General features: G+C 59.7%; 20 protein-coding genes. 5 read left to right on the plus strand and 15 right to left on the minus strand.

What is annotated here, in order from left to right; all coding sequences use genetic code 11:
• Entirely contained in the window at positions 1-3810 is a 3810-nt protein-coding gene (locus Q0V31_RS07025) for an EAL domain-containing protein (RefSeq protein ID WP_298186117.1), read from the plus strand.
• A 3-nt stretch (positions 3811-3813) separates the two neighbouring features.
• Here Q0V31_RS07025 and rimK read toward each other — a convergent pair whose 3' ends face one another.
• Both rimK and Q0V31_RS07035 read right to left on the minus strand, forming a co-directional pair.
• Positions 3814-4719, minus strand: coding sequence for a 30S ribosomal protein S6--L-glutamate ligase (rimK, locus tag Q0V31_RS07030; protein ID WP_298186120.1), 906 nt, complete (start codon positions 4717-4719; stop codon positions 3814-3816).
• Positions 4716-5150, minus strand: coding sequence for an ATP-dependent zinc protease (locus Q0V31_RS07035; protein WP_298190944.1), 435 nt, complete (start codon positions 5148-5150; stop codon positions 4716-4718). The genes rimK and Q0V31_RS07035 overlap by 4 nt, the downstream gene beginning before the upstream one ends.
• Before the next feature lie 131 nt (positions 5151-5281).
• Here Q0V31_RS07035 and Q0V31_RS07040 point away from each other — a divergent pair, with 131 nt between their 5' ends.
• Complete coding sequence (locus Q0V31_RS07040; RefSeq protein WP_298186123.1) at positions 5282-5677, plus strand: S4 domain-containing protein; 396 nt, start codon at positions 5282-5284, stop codon at positions 5675-5677.
• A gap of 40 nt (positions 5678-5717) precedes the next feature.
• On the opposite strand, the gene Q0V31_RS07045 is transcribed toward Q0V31_RS07040, so the two are convergent.
• Positions 5718-6512 carry a phosphatase PAP2 family protein gene (locus Q0V31_RS07045; protein ID WP_298186126.1) on the minus strand — a complete coding sequence of 265 codons (795 nt, stop codon included), beginning with the start codon at positions 6510-6512 and terminating at the stop codon, positions 5718-5720.
• Positions 6513-6726: 214 nt separating this feature from the next.
• Here Q0V31_RS07045 and hslO point away from each other — a divergent pair, with 214 nt between their 5' ends.
• The 3 genes from hslO to Q0V31_RS07060 all read left to right on the plus strand — a co-directional run bounded on the left by hslO (position 6727) and on the right by Q0V31_RS07060 (position 11983).
• The gene (gene hslO, locus Q0V31_RS07050; RefSeq protein WP_298186128.1) at positions 6727-7614 is read left to right on the plus strand and encodes an Hsp33 family molecular chaperone HslO; all 888 of its coding nucleotides are present in this window, start codon (positions 6727-6729) and stop codon (positions 7612-7614) included.
• A 160-nt stretch (positions 7615-7774) separates the two neighbouring features.
• Positions 7775-9316 carry a phosphoenolpyruvate carboxykinase gene (locus tag Q0V31_RS07055; protein WP_298186130.1) on the plus strand — a complete coding sequence of 514 codons (1542 nt, stop codon included), beginning with the start codon at positions 7775-7777 and terminating at the stop codon, positions 9314-9316.
• Between the two features lie 735 nt (positions 9317-10051).
• Positions 10052-11983, plus strand: coding sequence for an ATP-dependent DNA helicase RecQ (locus tag Q0V31_RS07060; RefSeq protein WP_298186132.1), 1932 nt, complete (start codon positions 10052-10054; stop codon positions 11981-11983).
• Positions 11984-12019: 36 nt separating this feature from the next.
• On the opposite strand, the gene Q0V31_RS07065 is transcribed toward Q0V31_RS07060, so the two are convergent.
• From Q0V31_RS07065 to Q0V31_RS07120, 12 genes are all read right to left on the minus strand, one after another.
• On the minus strand, positions 12020-12703 hold the full coding sequence (locus Q0V31_RS07065) for a TadE/TadG family type IV pilus assembly protein (protein WP_298186135.1): 684 nt from the start codon (positions 12701-12703) through the stop codon (positions 12020-12022).
• 5 nt (positions 12704-12708) lie between these two features.
• Complete coding sequence (locus Q0V31_RS07070) at positions 12709-13140, minus strand: tetratricopeptide repeat protein (protein WP_298186138.1); 432 nt, start codon at positions 13138-13140, stop codon at positions 12709-12711.
• Positions 13128-13472 (minus strand): DUF192 domain-containing protein, encoded by a 345-nt coding sequence (locus tag Q0V31_RS07075; RefSeq protein WP_298186140.1) that lies wholly within the window; start codon positions 13470-13472, stop codon positions 13128-13130. The genes Q0V31_RS07070 and Q0V31_RS07075 overlap by 13 nt, the downstream gene beginning before the upstream one ends.
• Complete coding sequence (locus tag Q0V31_RS07080; RefSeq protein ID WP_298186142.1) at positions 13472-14350, minus strand: type II secretion system F family protein; 879 nt, start codon at positions 14348-14350, stop codon at positions 13472-13474. The genes Q0V31_RS07075 and Q0V31_RS07080 overlap by 1 nt, the downstream gene beginning before the upstream one ends.
• 3 nt (positions 14351-14353) lie before the next feature.
• Positions 14354-15211: a type II secretion system F family protein gene (locus Q0V31_RS07085; RefSeq protein ID WP_298186143.1), complete on the minus strand. Its 858-nt coding sequence runs from the start codon at positions 15209-15211 to the stop codon at positions 14354-14356.
• Positions 15204-16850 (minus strand): ATPase, T2SS/T4P/T4SS family, encoded by a 1647-nt coding sequence (locus Q0V31_RS07090; protein ID WP_298186146.1) that lies wholly within the window; start codon positions 16848-16850, stop codon positions 15204-15206. Before Q0V31_RS07090 ends, Q0V31_RS07085 begins: the two co-directional genes overlap by 8 nt.
• A gap of 7 nt (positions 16851-16857) precedes the next feature.
• Positions 16858-18351, minus strand: a complete 1494-nt coding sequence (locus Q0V31_RS07095; RefSeq protein WP_298186148.1) for a pilus assembly protein N-terminal domain-containing protein — start codon at positions 18349-18351, stop codon at positions 16858-16860.
• Between the two features lie 67 nt (positions 18352-18418).
• Entirely contained in the window at positions 18419-20455 is a 2037-nt protein-coding gene (gene cpaB / locus Q0V31_RS07100) for a Flp pilus assembly protein CpaB (RefSeq protein ID WP_298186152.1), read from the minus strand.
• Between the two features lie 83 nt (positions 20456-20538).
• Positions 20539-21525: a hypothetical protein gene (locus tag Q0V31_RS07105; RefSeq protein ID WP_298186155.1), complete on the minus strand. Its 987-nt coding sequence runs from the start codon at positions 21523-21525 to the stop codon at positions 20539-20541.
• The gene (locus tag Q0V31_RS07110) at positions 21525-22193 is read right to left on the minus strand and encodes a hypothetical protein (protein WP_298186158.1); all 669 of its coding nucleotides are present in this window, start codon (positions 22191-22193) and stop codon (positions 21525-21527) included. The genes Q0V31_RS07105 and Q0V31_RS07110 overlap by 1 nt, the downstream gene beginning before the upstream one ends.
• The gene (locus Q0V31_RS07115; RefSeq protein WP_298186161.1) at positions 22186-23148 is read right to left on the minus strand and encodes a hypothetical protein; all 963 of its coding nucleotides are present in this window, start codon (positions 23146-23148) and stop codon (positions 22186-22188) included. The genes Q0V31_RS07110 and Q0V31_RS07115 overlap by 8 nt, the downstream gene beginning before the upstream one ends.
• On the minus strand, positions 23145-25160 hold the full coding sequence (locus tag Q0V31_RS07120; protein ID WP_298186163.1) for a hypothetical protein: 2016 nt from the start codon (positions 25158-25160) through the stop codon (positions 23145-23147). Before Q0V31_RS07120 ends, Q0V31_RS07115 begins: the two co-directional genes overlap by 4 nt.
• Positions 25161-25171 lie beyond the last annotated feature (11 nt).

Genomic DNA, 25171 nt, shown 5'->3' on the forward strand with positions numbered 1-25171 from the left:
ATGCCTGCAGCTCCAGAACGCCTTTCACCATGGACGTGGTTGCTGCCGCTGCCACTGCTTCATCTGGCCACTTGGCTATCCTTGGCTACCCAGTTCACTCACGGGGCAGCACTCTGGTACCCGACGTTTGCTCTAGCCCTGGTTTTTACCCTGTGGTGGGGCCCGCGGGTGCTGCTGGCGGTGTACCTCAATGCCCTGTTGTCGATCCCGTTGTGGGGGCTGGAGTGGCAGTGGGCGGCGCTCTATGCCCTGCCGGAAACCCTTGGTGTGGCGCTGGCCTGGGCGTTGTTGCGGCTGCGCCCGTTTGATCCGGCCTTGCCCGACCTCAGTCATATGGCGCGCTTTATCCTACTTGGCGTGCTGTTGCCCACCATGCCTGTGGCGTTAGGGGTACAGGGTAATCTCTGGGTGCTCGGTCATGCCGCAACGTCGGAGCTGCTACCCGGTAGCGTGACCCTGTGGCTGGCCGACAGCCTGACCGCTCTAGCCATCGCCACACCCTTGTTGGCTTATCTAACGCCCATGCTGCGTCGCCGAGGCTGGTTAGCCACTTCGGCGCTGAGTGGCGCTCAGCACGTGCCGGTAATACTTCGTCAGCTGCCGCCTTGGCCATTGCTGCTTTTGCTGTTAGCCGGGATGCCCTGGCTGCTTGGGGTCTTGCCGTTGACGCTCAACTTGCCGCTTATCGGCGTCATGGCGCTTGGCCTGGCGCTGGTGTGGGGGGTTGCCGGAGGCGTCTGCGGGGCACTGCTGAGCGTGTTGCTGGTGCTGATTCTGCCCTTGCTGAGTGGTTTGATGGATACGGCGGCCTGGATCAGTCCGCCGCGCTTGGAACTGCACTTCAGTGTGCTGTTGTTTATGCTCGCGGCGCTGTTGGTGGGGCGTAGCCTCAGTGATCTGCGTCAGGCGCTGGCGCGCAGTGCACAAATACAGCAGCAACTGGCCCTGGCCAATCTAGCCTTTGAGGCCAGCCCGCTGGGGGTGATTATTGCCGACGCGCGGCAGCCGACCTTGCCGATGATCTATTGCAACCCCGCGTTCGAGCAGGTCACGGGTTACAGCCGTGAGGAGATCCAGGGTAAAAATTGGGGCTTTCTGCTCGGCGCTGACCAGCAACAGCAGGCGCTGAGTCGCCTGCGCAAAGCCGTGCGCGAAGGCACGGGCTGCGATGTGGTCGTGCGCAGCTACCGGAAGAACGGCGAACCGTTTTGGAGTGAGCTCACCCTCGCGCCGATGCGTGATGAGTTGGGCATTAGCCATTACGTCGCCATCCAGAGCGATGTGACCGCTCGCGAACAACTGGCAAGCCAAGTGCACGCACAGCGCGAGGAGTTGCTCAAGCAGAGCTTCCTGTCCAGCCAGACCGAGCACATCGCCGACCTGGGTGGCTGGGTGTTGAATGTGGCGCAACAGACCATGGACTGGAGCCCTGGCTGCTTTCGCATCTACGAGCTGGACCCCAGAAATGGCACCCCAGACCTGCAAGAAACCTTGAGCTATCTGGATGCCAGTGGGCGGGTGCTCGCTGAACAGGTTCTGCAACAACTGGTTGATGGGTTAGAGCACTTCGATATTGAAGTGCGTTTGCTCACGGCCAAGGGTAACGCGCGCTGGTTGCGGATTCGCGGCGTCAGCGAGCGCGATGGGGCTGAGCTGGTGCGGGTGTATGGGGCGCTGCAGGATGTCAGTGCGCGCAAGCATGCGGAGCAGCAACTGCGCGAGCGGGATGAGCACCTGCGGCTGTTCTTCGAGGCACCGTTGATCGGCATGGCCCTGACCAGTCAGAGCTTCGCCTGGGAGGAGGTCAACCATAAGCTGTGCAGTATTCTCGGGCGTGGCCGTGACGAGTTAATGGCCTGTAGCTGGGAAAGCTTGTCACTGCAGGAGGACTTGCTGAGCGAGCAACCGCTGCTGGACCAGGTGCTCAACGGCGAGCGCGAAGGCTTCGAGCTGGAGAAGCGCTTTCGGCGTGTCGATGGCAGCCTGGTGCATACCCGAGTCAGCTTGCGTGCGGTGCGGCATAGCACGGGGCGAGTGTTGATGTTCCTGCTGCTGGTTGAAGATATCAGCCAGCGCCTGCAGGCCGAGGCGCGTTATCGCACCATTGTTGAGAATGCGCCCGAAGCGATCATGCTCTTTGATCTGCAAGGCAAAGTGGTCGAATGCAACGACAATGCCCTGCGTCTGCTGCGCTATAGCCGCGAAGAAATCGCCAGTAAGCATGTAATTGACCTGAGCCAAAGCCAGCAGGTAGATGGTCAGTTGACTGCCGAATTGGGCAAGATTTACTTCGAGCAAGTACTGGCCGGCGAAGCACCGGTATTCGATTGGCTGATCATTGACAGCAAAGGCCGGCAGATCCCCTGCGAGGTGCATCTGGTATTGATGCCCGGCGAGCCGGCGATGATTCGCTGCAGCATCACCGATATCTCTGACCGCCAGCGTTATCAGCGCGAAATTGAGCGGTTGGCCTTTAGCGATGAACTCACCGGGTTGCCCAATCGACGCTTGCTGCTCGATCGCCTGCAACACGCGATGGACCGTGAGCTGCGTGAGCGCACGTTGGGCGCGCTGCTGTTTATTGACCTTGATCACTTCAAAACAGTGAACGACAGTCTGGGGCACCTGGTCGGTGACGGCCTGCTGCGTGAGGTGTCCGTGCGTCTGGCCAGTAGCTTGCGCGCCGAAGACACGCTGGCGCGGATGGGCGGCGACGAGTTTGTGGTGCTGCTTGAGGGGCTCGACAGCAACCCGCAACTGGCGGCCAAAGCGGCGGCAATCACGGCAGAAAAACTGCTGAAAAGTCTGCTCGGCAGTTGCTGGGTCGACGGCCATGAATTAACCATCAGTGCCAGTATCGGCATTGCCCTGCATCCGTTTGGCAATGAGGTGGCCGCCGATGTGCTGAAACAGGCGGACACTGCCATGTATCAAGCCAAGCAGGGCGGCCGTAATGCGTTGCACTTCTTCGCTCCGGAGATGCAGGCGGCCATCGACCAGCGCCTGCAATTGCAGAACGACTTGCGCCAGGCTGTGCAGCGTGGCCAGTTGCATGTGGTGTTTCAGCCGCAGATAAGCCTGGCCAGCGCGCGCATTGCCGGCGCCGAGGTGTTGTTGCGCTGGGTGCACCCCGAGCGCGGCGAGATTGCGCCCGACGACTTTATTCCACTGGCGGAAGAGACCGGGCTGATCGAGGAGCTCGGTGTCTGGGTGCTGGAGCAAGCCTGTGCTGCGCTGGCGCGTTGGCTACCGCAATGGCCGCAGTTGGTCCTGGCGGTCAATCTCAGCCCGCGCGAGTTGCGTCAGCCCGGCTGTGTGAAGCGCGTCAGGGAGTGCCTGCAGCGCCATCAGGTGCCGGCGTCGGCATTGGAGCTGGAGATCACCGAGGGGGTGTTGGTGGAGGATGTTGAGCTGTGCATCAGTAATATGCAGGCGCTCAAAGCGCTGGGCATTCGTTTCGCGATTGATGACTTCGGCACCGGTTACTCTTCGTTGACCTACCTCAAGCGCTTGCCGCTGGATCGTCTGAAGATCGACCGCAGCTTTACTTGGGACATGGACGGCGAAGATGGAAGCGGCCTGATGATGGTGCAAACCATTCTGATGATTGCCCACAACCTGGGGCTGGAATGCATCGCTGAAGGTATCGAAAGCTCGCAACAGCTTGATTATCTGCGCGAGCATGGCTGCTCATTGGGCCAGGGCTATTACTTCAGTCGGCCGTTGACCGAGGGCGACTTTATCCACTGGGTGGCGCAGCACTTGGAACCGCAGTTGCAGGTACAGGCGCCAGCGCAACTGCAGCTGTGAGGTTCAGCCCTTGCCCTTGGTTCGGGTCAGGTGCGGGCCGCCGTTCTTCTCGATGTACTGGATGATGATGCCGGCCACATCCTTGCCGGTGATGGTTTCGATGCCTTCCATGCCGGGCGACGAGTTGACTTCCATCACCAGCGGGCCGTGATTGGAGCGCAGGATATCCACCCCGGCCACGCTCAAACCCATGACCTTGGCCGCACGAATCGCGGTCATGCGTTCTTCCGGGGTGATTTTGATCAGGCTGGCGCTGCCGCCACGGTGCAGGTTGGAGCGGAACTCGCCGGGCTTGGCCTGACGCTTCATGGCCGCGATGACCTTGTCGCCGACCACGAAGCAGCGGATATCCGCGCCACCGGCTTCCTTGATGTATTCCTGCACCATGATGTCCTGTTTGAGGCCCATAAAGGCCTCGATCACCGACTCGGCCGCGGTCGCCGTTTCACACAGCACCACGCCGATACCCTGGGTGCCTTCCAGCACCTTGATCACCAGCGGAGCGCCGTTGACCATGTCGATCAGGTCGGCGATGTCATCCGGGGAGTGGGCGAAACCGGTCACCGGCAGGCCGATGCCACGCCGTGACAGCAGTTGCAGCGAGCGCAGTTTGTCCCGCGAGCGGGCGATCGCCACCGATTCGTTGAGTGGAAATACGCCCATCATCTCGAACTGACGCAGCACCGCACAGCCGTAGAAAGTCACCGACGCGCCGATACGCGGAATCACCGCGTCGAAGTCTTCCAGCGGCTTGCCGCGGTAGTGGATCTGCGGCTTGTGGCTGGCGATGTTCATATAGGCGCGCAGGGTGTCGATCACCACCATCTCATGGCCGCGCTGTTGGCCGGCTTCGACCAGGCGGCGGGTGGAATACAGGCGCGGGTTGCGCGACAGCACAGCGATCTTCATTGAGCACCAGATGAGTCAGCAAGAATGGGTTTGTTTTGTACGTAGGTCAGCGCAGGGTTGACCAGCAACTGCCCGGCTATTAACGCTTTGGAGCCTAGCAGCACACGGTAGCGCATGGTTTTGCGGCACGTCAGGGTGAACTCCACCGGCCATTCGCGCTCGCCCAGGGTCAGGTTAGTGCGGATGACATAGCGTGACTGGCTGTGGCCGTTGGAGCTCTTGATGGTTTTCACTGAAACCAGTTGCGCCTCGCAGCGGTGACGACGTTGTACCAGGGTGCCGATGTGTGCGGTAAAACGCACCCAAGGTTCGCCATCACGGTCGAACGGCTGGATATCGCTGGCATGCAGGCAGGACGTGCTGGCACCGGTATCGATCTTCGCGCGCAGGCCGACCATGCCCAGTTGCGGCAGGTTGATCCATTCGCGCAGGCCGATCACGCCAAGTTGGTCAAAAGTCTTCAAAGGGCCCATCCGTCATAATTGCGCGCATTCTAGTTGGCCCTTATGACAACTGCATCAGGCAAAATGTCCGCCTGTGCAGCGTGAGCCACGAGGATGCGATGAGCGATAAAGATGACGATAAGGTGCGCCTGGATAAATGGCTGTGGGCCGCGCGTTTCTTCAAGACGCGCGCCTTGGCCAAGGCGGCTATCGAAGGCGGCAAGGTGCATCACCGTGGCGAGCGTTGCAAGCCGGGTAAAGAGCCGAAAATCGGCGATATTTACGTAATTCGCAGTGGTTTCGATGAGCGCAGCGTGGTCGTGCAGGCGCTGTCGGCGGTGCGCCGTGGTGCGCCTGAAGCGCAAACCTTGTATGCCGAAACGCCTGACAGTGTCGAGCGTCGTGAACAGGCGGCGGCGCAGCGCAAGGCCGGCGCGCTGGGTATGCAGACGGATGGCCGGCCGAGTAAGAAGCAGCGGCGGCAACTGCATCAGTTTCACGGTAATCAGGAATAAGCGGCGGCGGTTGCACGCGGCAAACCGCCGTCAGGTCAGGCTAGCGACCGCTGATGATGCTTAAACGGCCGAGCAGCGGCAGTTTGCCGAGCACGCGCGTCAGCGGTTGAGTGGCCGCCTCCAGCCACTCACTGGCCTTGCAGGCAAAGGGGGTGAAGCAGGCCCAGGCCAGGCCCAGCAGCGCCAGGAATACGCCGCCAACCAGGGCGTCCGAGCCCCAATGCGCGCCTGCCACCAAGCGCGGCAGCATAAACACCAGGGCCATTACCCAGACCAACAGCAAGCGCCAGTTACGCGCGAAAAAGCTCATAAACATCGCCCAAATCAGCAGCACCGAGGCGTGATCGCCGGGGAAGCTGCGGGTGGCGCTGTCCTTCATGTTCCAACGGTTTTCCCAGGTAGGGAACAGCTCGGTCAGTCGTGCCGCACCTTCCACCACCAAGGATGCGCTCGGGCGCTGCCAGCCCATCAGTTTGACCAGCTCGGCGAAGCCGACGCGAAACAGCAACATGACGAATAGCGTCGCCAGGAAGGCATACAGCGCCTTGCGCACCTGCGCGCCGCTGAACACCAGGTCGGCCTTGAGCATCACCGCCAGCATGAGCAGGCCAACGCCCATGTCGACTGGGCGCATGCTGCCAATCGCCCAGGTTTTCGCCCACAGCCCGGCGTCATGCACCGGCTGATTGAGCAGGGCGAAAAATTGCAGATCGAACTCATCCCACAGCGCGCGGCTGGGCATCCACAACCAGCTGGCAAGCAGCAATAGGGCAACAATATGGCAGGCGAGCAATGGCCGAGTGCGCCATTGTTCGTTGAGAAAGGAGTGGTTCATGCAATGGCGTCCTTGTCATCTGTAGGGATTAAGGCGGCGGAATCCTAGGGATTCTGTCTGGCGATTGCAAAGATTTGCCCGGCCGCTGGTCGCGGATTGTGCTGCGCGTAGCCAGCGATAGCGTGTGCCGACCAGGCTGATAGATAAGAGGCGCTTGGTCGGGCGGGCGTTTGCGCCTAAAATCGCGGGCCGAGTCACATTCAGTGAAGTTGGCATGTCTGATTTTTCCCAACGCTTCTTGTTCGACGACAGCGACATCCGCGGTGAACTGGTCGGCCTGACCGACAGTTACAGCCATGTGCTGGCCAAACACACCTACCCGCAACCGGTCGCTCAGCTGCTGGGTGAGTTGCTTGCGGCGGCCTCCCTGCTGATCGGCACGTTAAAATTCGAGGGGCTGCTGATTCTCCAGGCGCGCTCCTCTGGCGCGGTGCCATTGCTGATGGTTGAGTGCTCCAACGAAGGCGACCTGCGTGGTATTGCGCGTTATCACGGTGAGCAGATTGCCGCCAATGCCAGCCTGTCTGAGCTGATGCCCGATGGCGTGCTGGCCATGACCGTCGACCCGAAAGCCGGGCAGCGCTATCAGGGTATCGTCGATCTTGAGGGTGAAACCCTGGCCGACTGCCTGACTAACTACTTCGCCACCTCCGAGCAGTTGCCCACGCGCTTCTGGCTCTGCGCAGACGGTCAGGGGGCTCGCGGTCTGCTGCTGCAGCAACTGCCCGCCGACCGCTTGACGGACGCCGATGAGCGCGAAGCCAGCTGGCAGCACACCATGGCTCTGGCCGACACCGTCAAGCCTGAAGAGCTGCTGGGCCTGGATAACGAAACGCTGTTGCATCGTCTGTATCACCAGGAAACATTGCGACTGTTCGAACCGCGCGCGCTGCAGTTCCGCTGCAGTTGCTCGCGTGAGCGCTCCGGCCGTGCGCTGATCAGCCTCGGTCAGGCCGACGCTGAGGCGCTGGTGCAGGAACATGGCGGGAGCGTGGAAATCGACTGCCAATTCTGCAACGAGCGCTACCTGTTTGATGCGGCCGATATACTGCAACTGTTCATCGATGGCAGCAGTGACGAGCCGTCAGATACGCGCCACTGAGACAAATAGCCGCAAACAGCGCCGTGAAGATCTGATCAGAGGCTGCACCTGCAGCGTGCTTTTCTGGCATAATCCGGCGCACTTTTTTCGCTGTAGTAGTGCTCTGTTTTCTACTACAAAACGTTCGGAAGACTCGGCCGCATGGCCGACGGGGACCCACATGACGCAAGCCAACAACGCCGTGCACACCGACATCAGCGCCGCTCAACTGGTCGAAGAAGCCCTTCGTCGCGGTGAAGGCGAGCTGGCCGCTAATGGCTCGCTGGTTGTTCGCACCGGTCATCGCACTGGTCGTTCGCCGGCTGACCGCTTCATCGTGCAAGAACCGAGCACCGAGGCAAAAATCGCCTGGGGCGCGATCAACCGTCCGTTCCCAGCCGACAAGTTCGATGCCCTGTGGGACCGCGTGCAGGCGTTCTCCGATGCCCAGGACAGCTTTGTCTCCCACGTGCATGTAGGTTCTGCCGATGCGCACTACCTGCCGGTCAAGATGACCACCGCGACTGCGTGGCAGAACCTGTTCGGCCGTTGCCTGTTCATCAACCCGGAGCAGTTCAATCCGGCGGGCAAAGACCAGTGGCAAGTACTCAACGTGGCCAACTTCGAGTGCGTGCCCGAGCGTGACGGCACCAACTCCGATGGTTGCGTGATCATCAACTTCGCGGCCAAAAAAGTCCTGATCGCTGGCATGCGTTACGCCGGTGAGATGAAGAAGGCCATGTTCAGCGTGCAGAACTTCCTGCTGCCGGACGCCGACGTGCTGCCGATGCACTGCGCCGCCAACATCGGTGAAGAGGGCGACGTAACCCTGTTCTTCGGTCTCTCCGGTACTGGCAAGACCACCCTGTCCGCCGACCCGAGCCGTTACCTGATCGGTGACGACGAGCACGGTTGGGGCGTGGGCGTGGTGTTCAACATCGAAGGCGGTTGCTACGCCAAGTGCATCGACCTGTCCGAGAAGAACGAGCCGGTTATCTGGAAAGCCATCCAGTTTGGTGCCGTGCTGGAAAACGTCGTGCTCGACGAGAACCGCGTACCCAACTATGCCGACGATAGCCTGACCCAGAACAGCCGCGCGGCCTATCCGCTGGAGCTGATCGAGAAGCGCAGCGAGAAGAACCTCGGCGGCGAGCCGAATGCGGTGATCTTCCTGACCTGCGACCTGACCGGCGTACTGCCGCCAGTGTCGATCCTCAACGAAGAGCAAGCGGCTTATCACTTCCTCTCCGGTTACACCGCGCTGGTTGGCTCCACCGAAATGGGCAGCGGCGGCGGCATCAAGTCGACCTTCTCCACCTGCTTCGGCGCGCCATTCTTCCCGCGTCCGGCTGGCGAATACGCTGAGCTGCTGATCAAACGTATCCGTGGCTTCGGCTCCAAGGTCTATCTGGTTAACACCGGCTGGACTGGCGGTGGCTACGGCGTTGGCAAGCGTTTCAACATTCCGACTACCCGCGGCGTGATCGCGGCGATTCAGAGCGGCGCGCTGATCGGTGCTGAAACCGAGCAACTGCCGATCATCAACCTCAGCGTGCCAACGTCGGTGCCAGGCGTTGAAACCAACCTGCTCAACCCGCGTAACACCTGGGCAGACCAGAACGCCTACGACGAAGCCGCCAAAGGCCTGGCCGGTCTGTTCATTGAGAACTTCAAGAAGTTCGATGTGTCCGACGCCATCCGCAATGCCGGTCCGCAGCTCTAAGCTGTAGCCATTGCGCTGAAAAAACCGCCTTCATCGGCGGTTTTTTTATGCCCGGGAATCGAAACGGTAACGGTCGGAGGGGCTTTGCTGGGGCGGTTACTGTCGTATCGGCGCGGTTAACGCTCACTGCCACAGTGCTTTGCTGATGTAACAAGAAACGGAAAAGCCGCCCTGAGGCGGCTTTTTGTGCGTATCTGCTAGCAGATTGAGCACGTGGTCTACGTTGCGTTGCATCTTGCTTAGGTGGCCGCTTAGCACGGCCTCTGGTGTTGCTATGTGGTCGATCTGACCAATAGGTTTAACGGGTTGGCAACTCAGGCGATTTCCGGCGTCGGTATCCGTGGCTGTCGACGTGCATATGGCTGGCTACTGCCAGGTAGGTGTCGATATGTCGCGGGCGTCGCTGGGGCTTTCGAGTTGTATGGCGGCGTTAGCCTTTGGTCTGTAGCACTACGGCGAGCGTTACTGTTACCAACCGCTTTACTCATCAGCCCGCTGTTTGCGGTCGCTACTCTGAGTGACCGGGCGGAGCCATTTGGCATTGCTGAACGATTCAGTGGGTAACCGGCAAGCTGCCGTTTAAACCAGATACCTGCATACTCGTCTCCTTTCTTTGCCTGCATGAGTTGACTGTACGCCACTGCAGCGAGTGCTGTTAGTTGGATTAGTAATAGCCCGGCAGGTTGTAGGTCTTAATCGTTGTTTACCGCAGACGCGGTCCATGGAGTAACCGCTATGAGTACCCTTGCGCGCGTGTTTGGTTTTCAGCAACTGCGCCCCGGTCAGGAGCGCGTGGTCAGCGCCGTGCTGGCGGGGCGATCGGCGGCGGCGATCTTTCCGACTGGCTCGGGCAAGTCGCTGTGCTACCAGTTGCCGGCGCTGCATCTGCCGAATTTGACCCTAGTGGTGTCGCCGCTGTTGGCGTTGATGCAGGATCAGCTGGCATTTCTGCATGCTCGCGGTATCAGCGCGGCCAGTATTGATTCGGCGCAAAGCCGTGAAGACGCCAGTGCGGTGATGAGCAAGGCCAAGTCTGGTGAGCTGAAGATTCTGATGATTTCGGTCGAGCGGCTGAAAAACGAACGCTTCCGTAACTTTATCGCTCAGGTGCCGATCTCCCTGCTGGTGATTGACGAGGCCCACTGCATCTCCGAGTGGGGCCATAACTTTCGCCCGGACTACCTCAAGCTGCCGGACTACCAGCGTCAGTTCGCTATTCCCCAGGTGTTGCTGCTGACCGCCACGGCCACGCCGCCGGTGATCGCCGACATGCAGAAGAAGTTCGCCATCGCGGCGGACGATGTGGTCACCACCGGTTTCTACCGCGCCAACCTTAACCTGCTGGTCGAACCGGTCAGCGGTGCCGACAAGCAGCGCCGCTTAGAGCAGTGGCTGGGGGCCAAGGCCGGGCAGCCGAGCATTGTTTACGTGACCCAGCAGAAGACCGCCGAACAAGTGGCCGCGCGTCTGAGCCAGGGTGGTATTGCCGCCAGCGCTTACCACGCGGGCATGCCACATGAGGCGCGTGAGGCGATTCAGCGCCAGTTTATGGCCGGGCAGATCAACTGCATCGTCGCCACCATCGCCTTCGGTATGGGTATCGACAAGAGTGACATTCGTAATGTGGTGCACTTCGATCTGCCCAAGTCCATCGAGAACTACAGTCAGGAAATAGGCCGCGCCGGGCGCGATGGACAGCCCTCCGATTGCCTGGTGTTGGCCAACCGCGACAGCCTTAACGTGCTGGAAAACTTCGTTTACGGCGATACCCCGGAGCTGGACGGCATTCGCTGTGTGCTCGATGAACTATTGGGTAGCAGCCAGAACGGCGAGTGGGAGCTGATGCTCAATGCCTTGAGCGAGCAGAGCAATATCCGCCAGTTGCCGCTGAAAACCCTGCTGGTGCAGCTTGAGCTGCGCGGCATCATTGCCCCGCGTTATGCCTATTTCGCCGAGTATCGCTTCAAATACCTGCTGGAACCCGAGGCGTTACTGGCCAAGTTCGACGGCGAACGCCGGCAATTTGTCGAGGCGCTGATCAACACCTCGCAGCGCGCACGCACCTGGTGCACGGTGGATTTCGACGCGCTCTATCAGCAGCATCAGGCCGAGCGCGGGCGGGTGATCAAGGCCTTGGATTACTTTCAGGAAAAAGCCTGGATCGAGCTGGAAAGTAAGCAGATGACCGAGGTCTATGCGCTGCTCGACCCCGACTTTGACCCGCTGGCGTTAAGCGCCGAATTGCACGGTTATTTCAGCCAGCAAGAGGCCAGCGAAATCCGCCGGATTCACGCCATGCTCGCCCTGTTTGCCAGCGAGCAGTGCCTGAGTCAGCGATTGGCTGCTTACTTCGGTGATACCAACGCGCCGCAGCAATGCGGGCATTGTTCGGTGTGCCGCGGGCAGATTGCCCATCTGCCGGCGCCGCCAGCGTTGCCGCCGTTAAGCGAGAAAAATTTGGATGAGCTGTGTGACAGCTTTGTGCGCAAGTATCAGGAAGTGAAAGGTGGCGAACCGAGCGGCGAGTGCCTGACGCGCTTTCTCTGCGGCATTAGTGTGCCGCTGTTTACCAAGCTCAAGGCGCGTCAGATTAGCGGTTTCGCGGCGTTGGAAGATTATCCCTATGCCGAGGTTCGAGCGTGGTTGCCAGGATATAAGACTCACTAAAAGCCTACGAATGAACGAGGCTCAGCGTTAGGCTGACTAAGGGCAATGCATTTTATTGCCGGCACCGCAGTACTCGGCGTCATTAATTGCCGCCGATTGCATACGCACTGTCGCTTCGGCGGTAATGATGAAGCCATTACGGGCTGCGCAGATGTCGGCGTAATCCGGGTTTCTCTTTGATACTTCATTGAAGCTGCCCGCAACCCGATCGGTGTTGAAGCGTGAGGCCGAGCTTAAAATGTGTTCGACCATGGGTACGATCAGACGCATGCAGTACTGCACCCGTAGCTTGAGCAGGTTGGCGTCCTGAATCGATACCGGGGTTTGTTGGGTGGAGCGAAACATCAGGTTGTCATTGGGGATGGCCTGCACGCCAAGCGTGTCGACCTCTTCGGCGAAGGCATCGAAGCTCGCCTGTTCAGGGCTGACACGGGTGATGAGCACGTAGTTGTCTGCTTCCGTGGCCGTGTACTTCATGCGCTCATCCTTCACCCGAGAGAACATTGGGTACATGCCCCGGATCAAACCACGGCGAATATCGCTGTACTGGGCATGGTTCATGGCCCCGATACGCGCGGCCTGAAAGGTTGCGTAGTTCAGTCCATTCTTCGCTGAATAGATGAATGCCGCTTGCGCGGCACCGAAAATCAGCAGGATGAGCACCGGAATGATGATCAGAAATTCAACCATGGCCTGGGCCGATTGAGAGTGCCTGCGCATACGTGTTACTCCGTCGCGTGGAACACATCGAGCAACTGCTCGGCACGCTTCAGGGCCCGCTCGGCATACGGGGTCTGCGCACTCAGATAGCGCTGCATCTCGGCAGCGGTCAACGTGGCTTCACGCAGCTGAACCTGGAGCAGGTTATGCCAGCTGCGGGCATGCTGCGGGTCGCGCACCAATGCATCACGGTAACTGGCAATCGCTCCGAGGTTATCGCCCTGGCGCGCTAGGCTGTTGCCCAGCTGATAGCGCACCCCTGCATCTGTGGGCAACTTCACGGTTAGGCGACGATACAGCTCGCTGGCCTGGGCATATTGCGCCTGGGCGTAGGCGGTATCGGCTTGCTGTTGCAGCTCGAGCATTTGGTTTTTTGGTTGCAGGCCAGCACAACCGCCCAGGCATAGGGCTAATACAGCAATACTCAGGACACGCATTGAATCTGATCTCCAATAGTGATGCTTAAACGCTGACATTCGCCTGCGGCGAGCTCGACCACGCTTTTGGCCGGCCAGCACAGGCTTAGTTGCCAAGGCTTGAGGTCGGCGCGGATGGCGATGATGCGCTGCGCTGCGTCGAGGTAGAGCACGTCGATGCTGAACCGCATAAATAAACAATGCACCGAGTTGCAGGGCTTGAGCCAAATCCCCTGGGCGGGGGGCAGCCGATTACGGCCGAGTAGCCCCTTGAGTCGCGGCCAAAGGCTGATGGCTTGTTCAAGCGCGAGAGGCTGTTGGCTGCCATCGGTACGGATCAGTTGGCAGGGCATCAGGTTTCACCCATGAATTTGACCACGATAGGGAACAGCAGGATCACGAAGGTCAGCGGGAAGATGAACATGATCAGCGGGATAACCAGTTTCACAGGGGCCTGCATGGCGGTTTTCTCGGCACGCTGAAAGCGCTCTTCAAGACGTTGCTGGGCCTGGATCTGCAAGGTGTTGCGCAGGCTGCTACCCATTTTTTCGGCCTGGATCACCGAGCGTACGAAGGTTGACACGTCTTTCAGGTTGACCCGCTGCTCCATGCGCGTCAGGGCTTCAGCGCGTGGCAGGCCGGAACGTATGTCGCGCAGAACGATGCGGAACTCGTTTTTCATCGCCCCGTTCGGACCTTTGTCCACCGCCTGCTGCAGGGCACCGAGGAAGTTCAGGCCGGCGTCCACGCACATGGTCAGGTACTCCAGGAATACCGGCAGGTTGCGGATGATGTCGCGATCGCGACGCTTGTGTGTATCGCTGATCCACATCACCGGCAGGGCGCCCCCCATGGCGGCCATCAACAGCACTACCGACCAGATGATGCCGCTCTGGCCGCTGGCCATAGGCAGGATTGCCAGAGCCGGCAGCAGCAGGCTCATGGTGATACACAGCGCCAGGAAGTCTTCGGCGGTGAGCACATAAAGGGCGCCGGTTTTCTGCAGGCGTATATCCAGCCAGTCCATGATGCGTGGCGACAGGTTGCTGCAAAAGTGATGGCTGACCAGGCGTACCAGCGGCCAGATTGGCCGAATCCAACCGGGCACCGGATCCATGTAGGCGCGGTTTTCTTCCGGCAGCAGTGACAGCAGTGAGATCAGCAACAGCAGGCTGCAGGTGACGGTGATGCCCAGGCTGGCGCTACTGAGCAGAACAAGGATTTCGTTCATGGTCTAGGCGTCGATCCGGGTGATTTTTCTGATGAAGACAAAGCCCAGCACTTCCATGATGATCATCACGGTCAGCACGAGTAGGCCATTGCGAGTGGTGTAGAGCTGGCTCATGGCCTCGGGCTCGATCGCGCTGAGGATCAGGGCGAGAAATATCGGCAGCATCGCCATAAACGCCCCTTGCGCCTTGCCCTGAGCGGTGAGGCTGTCGATCTTGCCTTCCATCACGCGCTTGCGGCGAAGCATGGCGGCCATGGTATTGATGGTTTCCACTAGGTTGCCACCGACTTCGCGGCTGATGCGGATGGCCGAGCTGGCCATGATGAACGAGGGCAGCGGCAGGCGTTTTTCCAGCTTGAGTAGAGCATCCTCCAGGGTTACCCCCAGGCGGATGTTCTTGATCAGCAAGCCGAACTCCTGGTTCAGGGGGGGCGGTGACTGATGCACCACGTTCTCCAAGGCCATGTTCAGGCTGGCCCCGGATTGCAGGCTGCTGGACAGCAGCATAAAGGCATCGGGTAACTGCTCTTCGAATTTCCTCAGGCGGCTTTTGCTCATCTGGTTGAGCAACAACTTGGGCACGAACAGCATGAGCAGTGCGCCGATCACGGTGACCAGGGTGATCTGGAACACCGCATGCAAAAACAGTGGCACCAGCACCAACAACATGGCATTGACGATAAACATCTGCCGACCACTGGCGAAGATAAACATGTCGGCCATTTCCAGCTCGGCATTGCGCGAAAACTGGCTGCGATAAAACTCCAGGTTATCGCCGACCTTTTCAGCCAGCAGCATGGCCAGGGCAAAGCCGGCCACGGCGATCAATCCAGCGCTGAGGTACAGCAGCCATTCAGACATTGCGCGGCACCGAACGGAAGATGTCCATGTTCACCCCGATGCCGCGCTTGCTCAGCTCCTCGTAAAACTCGGGGACCTGCCCCGTTGCGTGGTAGTAGCCTTTGATCCGGCCATTCTCATCGAAGCCTTGCTGCTGGTAGTTGAAAATCTCATTGAGCAGGATGGTGCTTTGTTCCATACCGGTTATTTCGGTGATGCTGGTGATGCGCCGCGAGCCATCACCGAAACGGGTTTGCTGGACGATAATCTGCACCGCCGAAGCGATCTGCTCGCGGATGGCCTGCACGGGGAGGTCCATGCCCGCCATCAGCACCATTACCTCTAGACGGCGCATCATGTCGCGTGGAGTGTTGGCGTGGCCGGTGGTCAGTGAGCCATCGTGACCGGTGTTCATCGCCTGCAGCATGTCCAGTGCTTCACCGCCCCGACACTCGCCGACCACGATGCGGTCGGGGCGCATGCGCAGGCAGTTGCGCACCAGGTCACGGATGGTTACTTGGCCTTTGCCTTCCATGTTGGCCGGACGGGCCTCCAGCGACACCACGTGGGGTTGCACCAGCTTCAGTTCGGCGGCGTCTTCGACGGTGACCACACGTTCCTCTAGCGGGATAAAGTTGGACAGAATGTTCAGCAGCGTGGTCTTTCCCGAGCCAGTACCACCAGACACTACGATGTTCATGCGCTGCTCAACGGCCGTGCGTAAAAATTCCACCATCGGCTCGTTGATTGAGCCGTACTTGAGCAGGTCGTCGGTGGTGAGTTTTTTCTCGGAGAATTTGCGAATGGTTAAGCACGGTCCACGTAGCGCCAGCGGCGGGATGATGGCGTTGACCCGCGAGCCATCTTTCAGGCGCGCATCGACCATTGGAGAGCTTTCATCGATGCGGCGACCCAACGGGGAAATAATCCGCTCAATGGTCGACAGCACAGCGGCGTTTGAGCTGAAGTTGATCGGAGTTTTCTCCAGGCGGCCGCTGCGTTCGACATAAATATCATCGTGGGCGTTGACCATGATCTCGCTGACGCTCTTGTCGGCCAGCAGATCTTCCAGCGGCCCGAGGCCCACGGCTTCATCCAGTACGATCTTGCGCAGCACTTCGGTCTTGACGCTGGCCGGGAGGCGGGCGAGTACCTGCTCGATCAGCCCGTCGATTAGCTCGGAGAGAATCCCCCGAACCTCTTCCGGCCCCATGCTGTCGAGGTTCATGCGGCGCAGGTCGAGGGCGCGGAATAGTTCGGCTTGAATGAACTGCGACCACTCCATGTAAGCCAGGTGACTGTCGTTATTAACCTCTGGGGTGTCCGGAGCCAGCACGGCCTCCGGCGTGTCCTCGCTGAGTGGCTGGATCAGCGAACGCACGCGGAGCAGATAACCGCCGATGGCGATAATATCCTCTGGGTTCAGGGGGCCATGGCGGCTCACCGGTTTGTCGTTGACCCGTACCTCATAACCCCTGCTGACGTCTTCGACAAACAAGCCGGCCAGCGATTGTTCGATGCGCGCATGGGTTGGTGCGACCTTCCAGCCGCGCAAGCGAACCAGCCCGGTGCGTGCTTTGCCCAACTCGCAAGACGCACTGGCGCAGGTCAACTTATCGACCGGCTGGCCGTCTTTGTAAGTGATTTCAATTTCGAACATGGCCGCCTCAGTCGATAAGCTCAATGGAGCCGAAGGATTTCTGATAGCGCTCGACCATGTTGTTCATGCGCGTTTGTTCTTGCGCGGTCGGCGAGTCAGGGCCATTGGTCATCAGGCGCGGGGTGATGAAAATCACCAGTTCGGTGCGGTTGTTCTTGGCGCTCTTATTGCGGAACAGCGAGCCGATAAGCGGCAGATCTTTGAGCCAGACGATGCCTTCGATCGTGGCTTGGCTGTCTTCGGAGACCAAGCCAGAAAGCACTAAGGTTTCACCGACCTTTAGCTGCACCTCGTTCTCGGTGCGCCGGGTCTTGAATGCTGGGTAGTCGCCGACCTGGTTGGCCTTGTCGACCTGACTGATTTCGGCGAGTACACGGGTTGCAATGTGCTCGTTGCCGTACAGCTGTGGTTCGATGTTGAGCAGCACGCCGTAATCTTTGTACTCCACCGATGGGCCGTTGATGCTGCTGGTGACCACTGGCACCTGGCCGCCGACCGTCAGCTCGGCTTTGCCGCCGCTACGAGCTCCGAGGCGTGGCGATGCGAGAGTTAGGGCCGAGCCATTTTTCTCCAGCAGGTTGATGCGCGATGTCAATTCACTGGCGATACCCCAGTAAGCGTGTGAGCCGGCACCTCCGACAACTTGGTTCAAGGTGTCGAAGGTGCCACTGCTGCTAGGGAACTGGCCGCGGTAGAGCTTGTTGGTGCCGCCGTCGGCGTTGAAAGCCAGGGTCGGGCCATTGATGCTGGTGCTCCAGTTAACCCCCAGCTCTTCCACATCGTCTTTGGCAAACTCGGTGATGCGTACATCGAAGTAGATCATTGGTGCGAGGAATTCGGACATCGGCTGGGCCAGTACCAGCACATCCGGATAGCGCTCTTTGAGCAGTTCGATACGCGACATGTCGACCTGGTGCAGGTCACCATCAATGATGATCTGGCGGCCTACCGATTTGATCTTGATGCCGGGAATCTGCCCGAGCATGGCCTGGACTTCCGCCAGTACTTGCGCGGAGTCGGCTTTGGTGGCGGCACCGCTTTGCTCCTCGGCCAATACCAGCACATTGTCGTAGAACTTCGCCGCCTCTTTGGCGCGGGCCAGGTATTCACCGCTCAAGCGGCCTTCCAGTACCACCTGACGGCCTACGGTGCGAATTTTCAAACCTGGAATATCGTTGAGCAGCGCCTTGAGCTCACTAACTTGGCGATAACCATTGGCTTTGGCTACCACCACACTCATTTGCTGGCGGGTTTCATCCTCGAACCAGATTTGCACGGTGGTTTCGCCGGGCTTCTGCGCGGTAATGACCACCTCTTCATTCTTCAGCAGGGTGGCGCTGATGATCTCTACATCACCCACAGCTACCCGCTCGATTCCGGGTGCCTTGAGTACGCTGACATCACCGTCATACAGCACGATGGAGGGTGGGATCTCGTTGGCCTGGGCGTAAGCGCTCAGGCACATGGCACAGAAAAAAACCAATACGCGTCGAATGTTCATTGTCGCCCCAGCGAATTTCGTAGATGTGCGGTGTTCCGTGCCGGGACTCCGGCACGGAGTTGCCCAGTTATTCCAGGCGCAAGGTCTGCACCGGGATAACCCCTTCCTTGCCAGTGCCCCCTGGGATGAACTGGATCATCCGCGTGGCATCGCTACGTTTTTTCTTTTCGGTGGTGCCGCTATGCGGCGGCTCTAAGCCCACGGTGACACCGCGATAGAGCACGTTGCCGTTGGCGTCGATGATTTTTCCGTCGACTAGGGTGCCGATTGCCTTGCCGTCACTGCCGTACACGGTGTTGCCTCGCAGCGTGCCAATGATGTTGCCGTTGGCATCGCGCACGACTTGGGCGACATCTTTGTGCAGGCTGACATTGGCCCCTTCGATGGCCTGCCCGGACAGGTCGCGAACCTGGCCATCCTTAACGCTGCCGACCTTGCGGCCCTGGGCGTCGATGATGTCGTTGCCGACGACGCTGCCAATCACCTTGCCGTCAGCATCGCGGACCACGCGCGCGGCATCGGCGATGACCTTGCCGTCGGCGTCGAGCATGGCCTGTTCGACGTGGCCCAGTACCTTGCCGCTGGCATCGACAACCTGGCCGTCTTTAACGGTGCCGAGTACCTTGCCGTCGGCATCGACCAGCTTGCCATCGACGATGGTGCCGATGACTTTGCCGTCGGCATTGCGCACCACCTCGCCAAGCTCGCCGATAAGGTTGCCGTCGGCATCAAACAGGGCAGTACCGACATTGCCAAGGATCTTGCCGTCGAGCCCATAGGCCTTGCCGTCACGGTAGCTGCCGATGACCTTGCCGTTAGCGTCATGGACTTCATCGCCGACGATAAAACCGATGATCTTGCCGCTGGGGTCACGGACCACCAGGCGCTCGCTGCCCTGAGCGGCGGCTTGTGCTTGCACCTGTGAGCCGCGCATGTCGATCACCCGGCCTTCGGCATCCAGCGCCACGTCTTTTTCCACCCGGCCCAGGCTGGAACCATCCAGCCCGACCGCCTTGCCGTCTACGACGGTACCGATGGCATTGCCACTGGCATCGACCACCTTGCCATCGACCACCCGGCCAATCACATTGCCCTGGGCATCACGCACCACTGTGGCCCTTTCATGCATGCGTAAAATCGGGTCGTCTGGCGACAGCCCACGCACGATGCGGCCCATGACCTTGCCATCAAGGCCAATGGCCTGGCCGTCAACGATCTTGCCGATGATCTTGCCGTTGGCGTCGACGATGTTGTCGCCAACGATGCGCCCGAGCAGCTTGCCATCGGCGTCTAGCACGACGTCGACAGTTTCCACCGGCGGTGGGTCGAGCAGGCTGGAGACGGTGGTCTGCCCCAGGCTGGCGCTGCTGGTGTCCTTTGGGTGGCGCAGCACGGCGATCAGTTCGCCCGATTTTTCCGCCAGTTCGACCCGGGCTACTTGGGCGGGGGTCAACATCAGCGACAGGGTGGAGAAATTCATGTTGAAACCGTCAGGCGTGCTGCGGTCGTAGTGGTTCTCGTACTTGCGGCCATTAGCGTCTTCGCGCCCGGCCGCCAGCACGGCGATGTCTTCCAGTACCGTCATGACCACGCCGTCGGCATAGTTGGGTTGCTGCTGCAGGCCCACATCGCCGGCAGAAAAACTGCCCAACAAATCAATGCGGTCGCCCGGACGCAGCATGCCGTCGAAGGAGTTGATCTTGTTCACTTTGACTGTCTTGACGCGTTTGCCCAGCTCAACGTTCTCGGAGAAACGCGATACGCCATCCTGCTCAATCGCATCCCAGGTGATCGGCCGACCGGCCTGCAACGGCATGATGGCCATGCGCCCCTCCAGGCGCGGCCAGTCCTCGGCCATCACCACGTTGGAGGGCAGGTACTCGCTAGGCACATCGAGTGCGGCAACCTGCTCACGCTTGAGCGTCTGCGATTTGCCGATGTCGGCTTTGGGCACCACCACTGATACTTTGACCTGATTCACCGGGCGATACGCGGCCTTGTATTGCGACTCCTTGGCTTTGAGATAAGCCCAGCCCAACAAGGCCGCGAGCACGCCACAGGCGATGGCAATGATCAGCAGCTTTTTTCCTGAAACAGATGACATGTCGCTCCCCGTCACACAAAGGCGCTAGTCGCGCGGTTATGAGTTTTTAATAGTGGTCTGCCGGTGTGCGGCATTCGGTTGGCTTACTTGACCAGTGTCCAGCTGCCGTCTGTTTCAAGCCTCACCGTATGGCGGCCGTTGCACCCGGCTGAGGTGGTGTCGATATAACTGCTGGGGTTGCTGAACAATGGGTCGCCCCAAAGCCCCGGCACGTTGCTGCCGGCAGAAGTGCTGGTGCTCCAGTTATGCTTGGCCACCACGCAGGGTTTGTACTTTTTTGGATCATTTGTAGGTAGTGACGGGTCGACGAACTCGACGGTGACTAGCTCGCCCTCGATTTTTTTCTCGGTGCTGAAATCCTGGGTATTGCCCGACAGAACGGTACTTTCGCTGTAGATCAGGCCGTTGGCTTCATAGCCGGAAGAGAAGGGCTTGCCGTCGGCGTCGTAACTGCTGACGCGGCGAGTCTGCACGGCGCTCAAGTTGCTCGGTTGCGGGCTGAGGCGCTTGCGGGTGCTGGCGTCGTGATACTTGTCCTTGTACAAGTAGGCGAAACCCACCACGGCGCCGCCTCTACTCAGGGCCAGCAGCGGCAACGGCTTACCGTCGTCATCGACCCATTGCGCATCGGTAACCGCGCCGTCATAAATGGGCTTGCCATCGGCACCGACGAAGGTGCACTGGCCGCTGAAGTCGCGCACGCAAGTGGCCAAATCCTTGCCGTTGTTATCGACCAGCACGCCGTCTTTGACATAACCAATGAAGTTACCTGACTGGTCATAGACGCTTTCCAGTACCGGTGGAAAGTCAGCTTCTGGATTGTTCGGCGGGGTGTTGGGTACGTCTTCGCCGTCGTCGCCATCGCCTTCCTCGCGTTCGGTCTCGATGATCTGCAGCTTGGGGTTGTTGTAGATCTGCACCTTGTTCATTTCGCTCGATTGCGTTTGGTAGCTCTGCTGCACGTTGGCGAATAGCGCGCTGACATCCGAGGTGGCTGCCAGCAGCCCGGCACCGGTGACACCGAGCACGACGAGGTACTCGGTCATGGATTGGCCTGATTGCTTTCTCATCAGCGGTCCATCCGGTTGACCAGCACTTGGGTCTTGCTGGCGTGGCGTAGCAAGCCCACGGTCATCAGCTCGCGGCCCTTGCTGTAGGTGAGCACGGTGGCGTTGTCCTGCAGGCTGCGGTGGTCGAGGTTCCAGCCCTGGTTGAGCAGCTCGGCCTCGTACCAGGCGCGGGTGGCGTGGATGTTGTCGTCGTTGAGCAGCAGTACCAGGCGGCCTTGGCGAATCGTGTCGTCGCTGCGCATGTCGCTGACCACCTGCGCCTCCGGTGGCACTGGCATGCCGCTACCCAGCTGCTCGCTTCCGGCACCTGCTTGTGCTGGGTTGGTGATGGTCATGCGGCCGTAGCTGTAGCGGTCGTTCTGTGCCCTGACCTGCAGCATCATGATGCAGTCTTCGTTGAGGTGGAGGACCTGCTGCCAGTCGTTGAACTCGGTGAAGTCGACGGCATCCGCCCATTGCTCGGCGTAAAAATCTCTCACGCTGGCCACGCTGGCCGGGACCCGGAATGCCCGCCCCTGCAATGGCACGTGATTCCACTGCACACTTGTGCCCAGGCTGCTGACCAGCATGCCGTCCATCCGCGGGAAGTCGTCGTAGTCACAATCGGCGTAGGCCAGGCTGGCGGACGATGCCAGCAGCGCCAGTGAGGCGCACATGAAGTTATTCATCGAGGTAACAGAATCCAGTGGTGACGTTGCACTTCACGCCGGCATCGGGGATTGGGTCCGTGTTGACATAGCCCAAATCGAGATCTTTGATCGACGGCTCGAAGATGCCGATCAGTTTTTGCACCGTTTCAACTATCGGGTTATCGGCAATCAGGTTACCGAGCACGAAGTCGTTGGCCTTCTGGTCTAAATGGCTATCTTCGCCGTCGGCTGTTTGCGCCACCCAACCGTCGGCCAGCACCGCCGAGCGGGCAGTGACGTTCAAGCCGTTATTAAAGCGCTCGCCCAGTAGCGGTTGGCTGCCCAGTTGGCTGCCAGTCATGGGCACCGGGATGTTGACCGCCGCGGTATAGAAGTTGTGAGTTGGGTGGGCAACTTGTAGGAAATCATCGTCGCCTTTGCCTAGTTGGAAAATACTGACCACCTTGGCGATGCCGCCCATGGCCGAGTTGTAGACATCGATGACGTCATAGGCGAATGAGGGGGTCTTGCTGTCAGCCAGGGTCGAGTTGGCCGCCATGGCGCCAGGATTGTTCATCGCCAAGCCGCCGTTACCATGGGGCCAGCGCCAGTAGTGGTTAGCATTTTCGGTGGTTTGGGGGTCAATATCCTGTGCGCTGAACGCGGCCGGCGACTGGGTGAAACTGAGGATGCGGCGTTCGGCGCTATTGAGCACGTCATCGTCGCTGCGGCTGGCCAGGTGGCCAGCATCAGTCTTACCTTCGCCCCACTGAGTCGGCAGTGTCTTATCGTTTGTGTCGGCGCTCTTGTACCAAACGGTGCGTTCCCAAGCCGTATAGCGGGCCGCCTCCTGGGCCTTGTAGGACATGTCAGCGAGCTTGGCCACCACCGGTACCAAGACGAATAGCAGCAACAGGCAACCGGCGGTCATCACCACGAACTCAGCCATGGCCTGGCCCTGCTGGCAGCGTGAGGTTAAGGCGCGCTCGTTCATTCCAGAGCCCCTTTTATGCCGTCGGTGACTTTGTCGAGCACCGTGTCGGTGACCTTCTCGATGGCTGGCTTGGTCACTGGCTGAATCAGCGGCGGCAGTTTGTCGAGCAAGCGGTCGCGGCCAGGTTTGATTACGTAGTCCAGCGCCAGGTCCATCAAGAAGCCCACCACATAGGAAGGGTTCAGGCTGTTCATGCCGAGAATTTCCTGGAGGTCGATTTTGCCTGCGGCAATGAACTGCACGAACGTGCTCGGCTCGCGTAGGCGTGCATCCCAGAAGGGGCTGTACTGGTTGGGCGACTCATCGCGGCCGGAGGGCGGGGCGAAGTAGGTTTCCGCCGAGGAGACGGTCATCATCCGCTCACCATCGCCCCATAGGGCCACCAGCGGATTGTCGTCCACACCATGGGTGTCGAGGGTGAATTTGCCTTGGCGGATGTTCAGGCTGTTGGGGTTGTCGCTGGTCCGGACACTGCTCAGCGGCTTGGCCACCGCCACAGTAAATTCCTTGCTGCGCCCACTTTCGGCGTGATCCGCGCCGAGGGTGAAGAAGGACGGCGAGCCGCTGTAGCCAGTGTTGTAATCCTCGGGGCTGATACCGTGTGACGGTATGACATGGCCCCAGCCCCAAGTCGTGGCGTGCAGCGGATGCATGGTGTCGCCATAGGGGCGGTGTTTCTTAATTAGCATACCCTGCGCCGGGTTGCCCCATTGGCCGGGGAACATGCGTTGATCCCCAGGGTTGGTCACCAACTGATGAGAGCCGGCGCCCAGCGGCAGGCCAAGGCCAAAGCCCAGATTTCCATCGAAAATACTTACACAGCCGACCAGGGGCATGCACAGTTCTACAGCCAGTTTAACGTCGAGCTTGAAACCCATGGAGCTGTAGTCGATTGAGGCCCAGCCATAGGTTGGGATGCCCTTGCTGGCATTAGCAACGCTCAGCGGGTTGTAGACGTAGGCTGTGCCGCCGTTGTTAAACACGCCGACTTCGAACTTGAAACCCAGTTTGATATTGATGAAACCCAGGTAAATCGGGATTTCCGGTACGCCAAAGCCCACGGTGGCGTTGAAGTTACGCGCGTCTAGCCAGTCGTTGCGCTGGTTGTTGAGCAGCGCGGCAAATTGTCGAGCGGCATTGCGGGCATCAATGCTGGTTGGGTTGTTGGCTTTCTTGTTGTGCATTTCTGGTGCGTTATTGACGAGCATCGAGGAGGGCAGATCGCCGCCGAGGAAATCACTCAATACGCTGCCCGGTGTCGGGTCGGATTCTTCCATACCATCCGCGCCGGGAGCCGGGCCGGGCCCCGGCGAGTTATTCGGTGCGGCCCCGGCCCCAGTTGCCGCATCCAGCATGGCGTCGACCGGTAAATAATCGGCCAGATAGGTCAGGATGAAATTCTGGATTAGGAACAGTTGCGAGAGGGTTGCCACCTCCAGCTCATCGTCGTTGCGGTGTGTCGCCTGATGTTGTGTGACCACTTCTTGAGGCACGGATATCTGCGCCTCGAAGGTAGCGATAGCAAAGGCTTTCTGGAAAAAGCCCATGATCATGTTGAAGCTGGAGGCCACCGTGGGGTAGATCGACACCACGGGGGTCGATACGGTCCGCACGACCTGCCCCATGATCTGATAAGGCAGCGTCACTGCGGCCAGGATGTCGCTGATCATCGGCTTTGGCGGGATCAGTGCGACGGGAATTTGGTACGCCGGGAAGCTGTTAACCCAGCGGGGGATGTTCGCGTAACGCTTGGACCAGGACATCAGCGCCACCACCTGGCCGATCGACAACTCGTTGGCGATGATGGCGCGGTTGGTGTAGGCGATTAAATTCTGGTGCCTAGCAAACAGCTTGGCCTGCGAATAAGCAGCAGCGTCGGCGGCATTTTCCACCTGCACCCGGTCACGGGTGAGGATGCCCTGATTGAACATCACAATCAGGGCAATCAGGGTAATGCCGATAAACAGCAGGCCAAAGACCATAGCCTGGCCTTGCTGGAGCTTCCTGTTCATGCTGCCGATAC

It is taken from the genome of uncultured Pseudomonas sp. (assembly GCF_943846705.1).
Taxonomy (GTDB): domain Bacteria; phylum Pseudomonadota; class Gammaproteobacteria; order Pseudomonadales; family Pseudomonadaceae; genus Aquipseudomonas.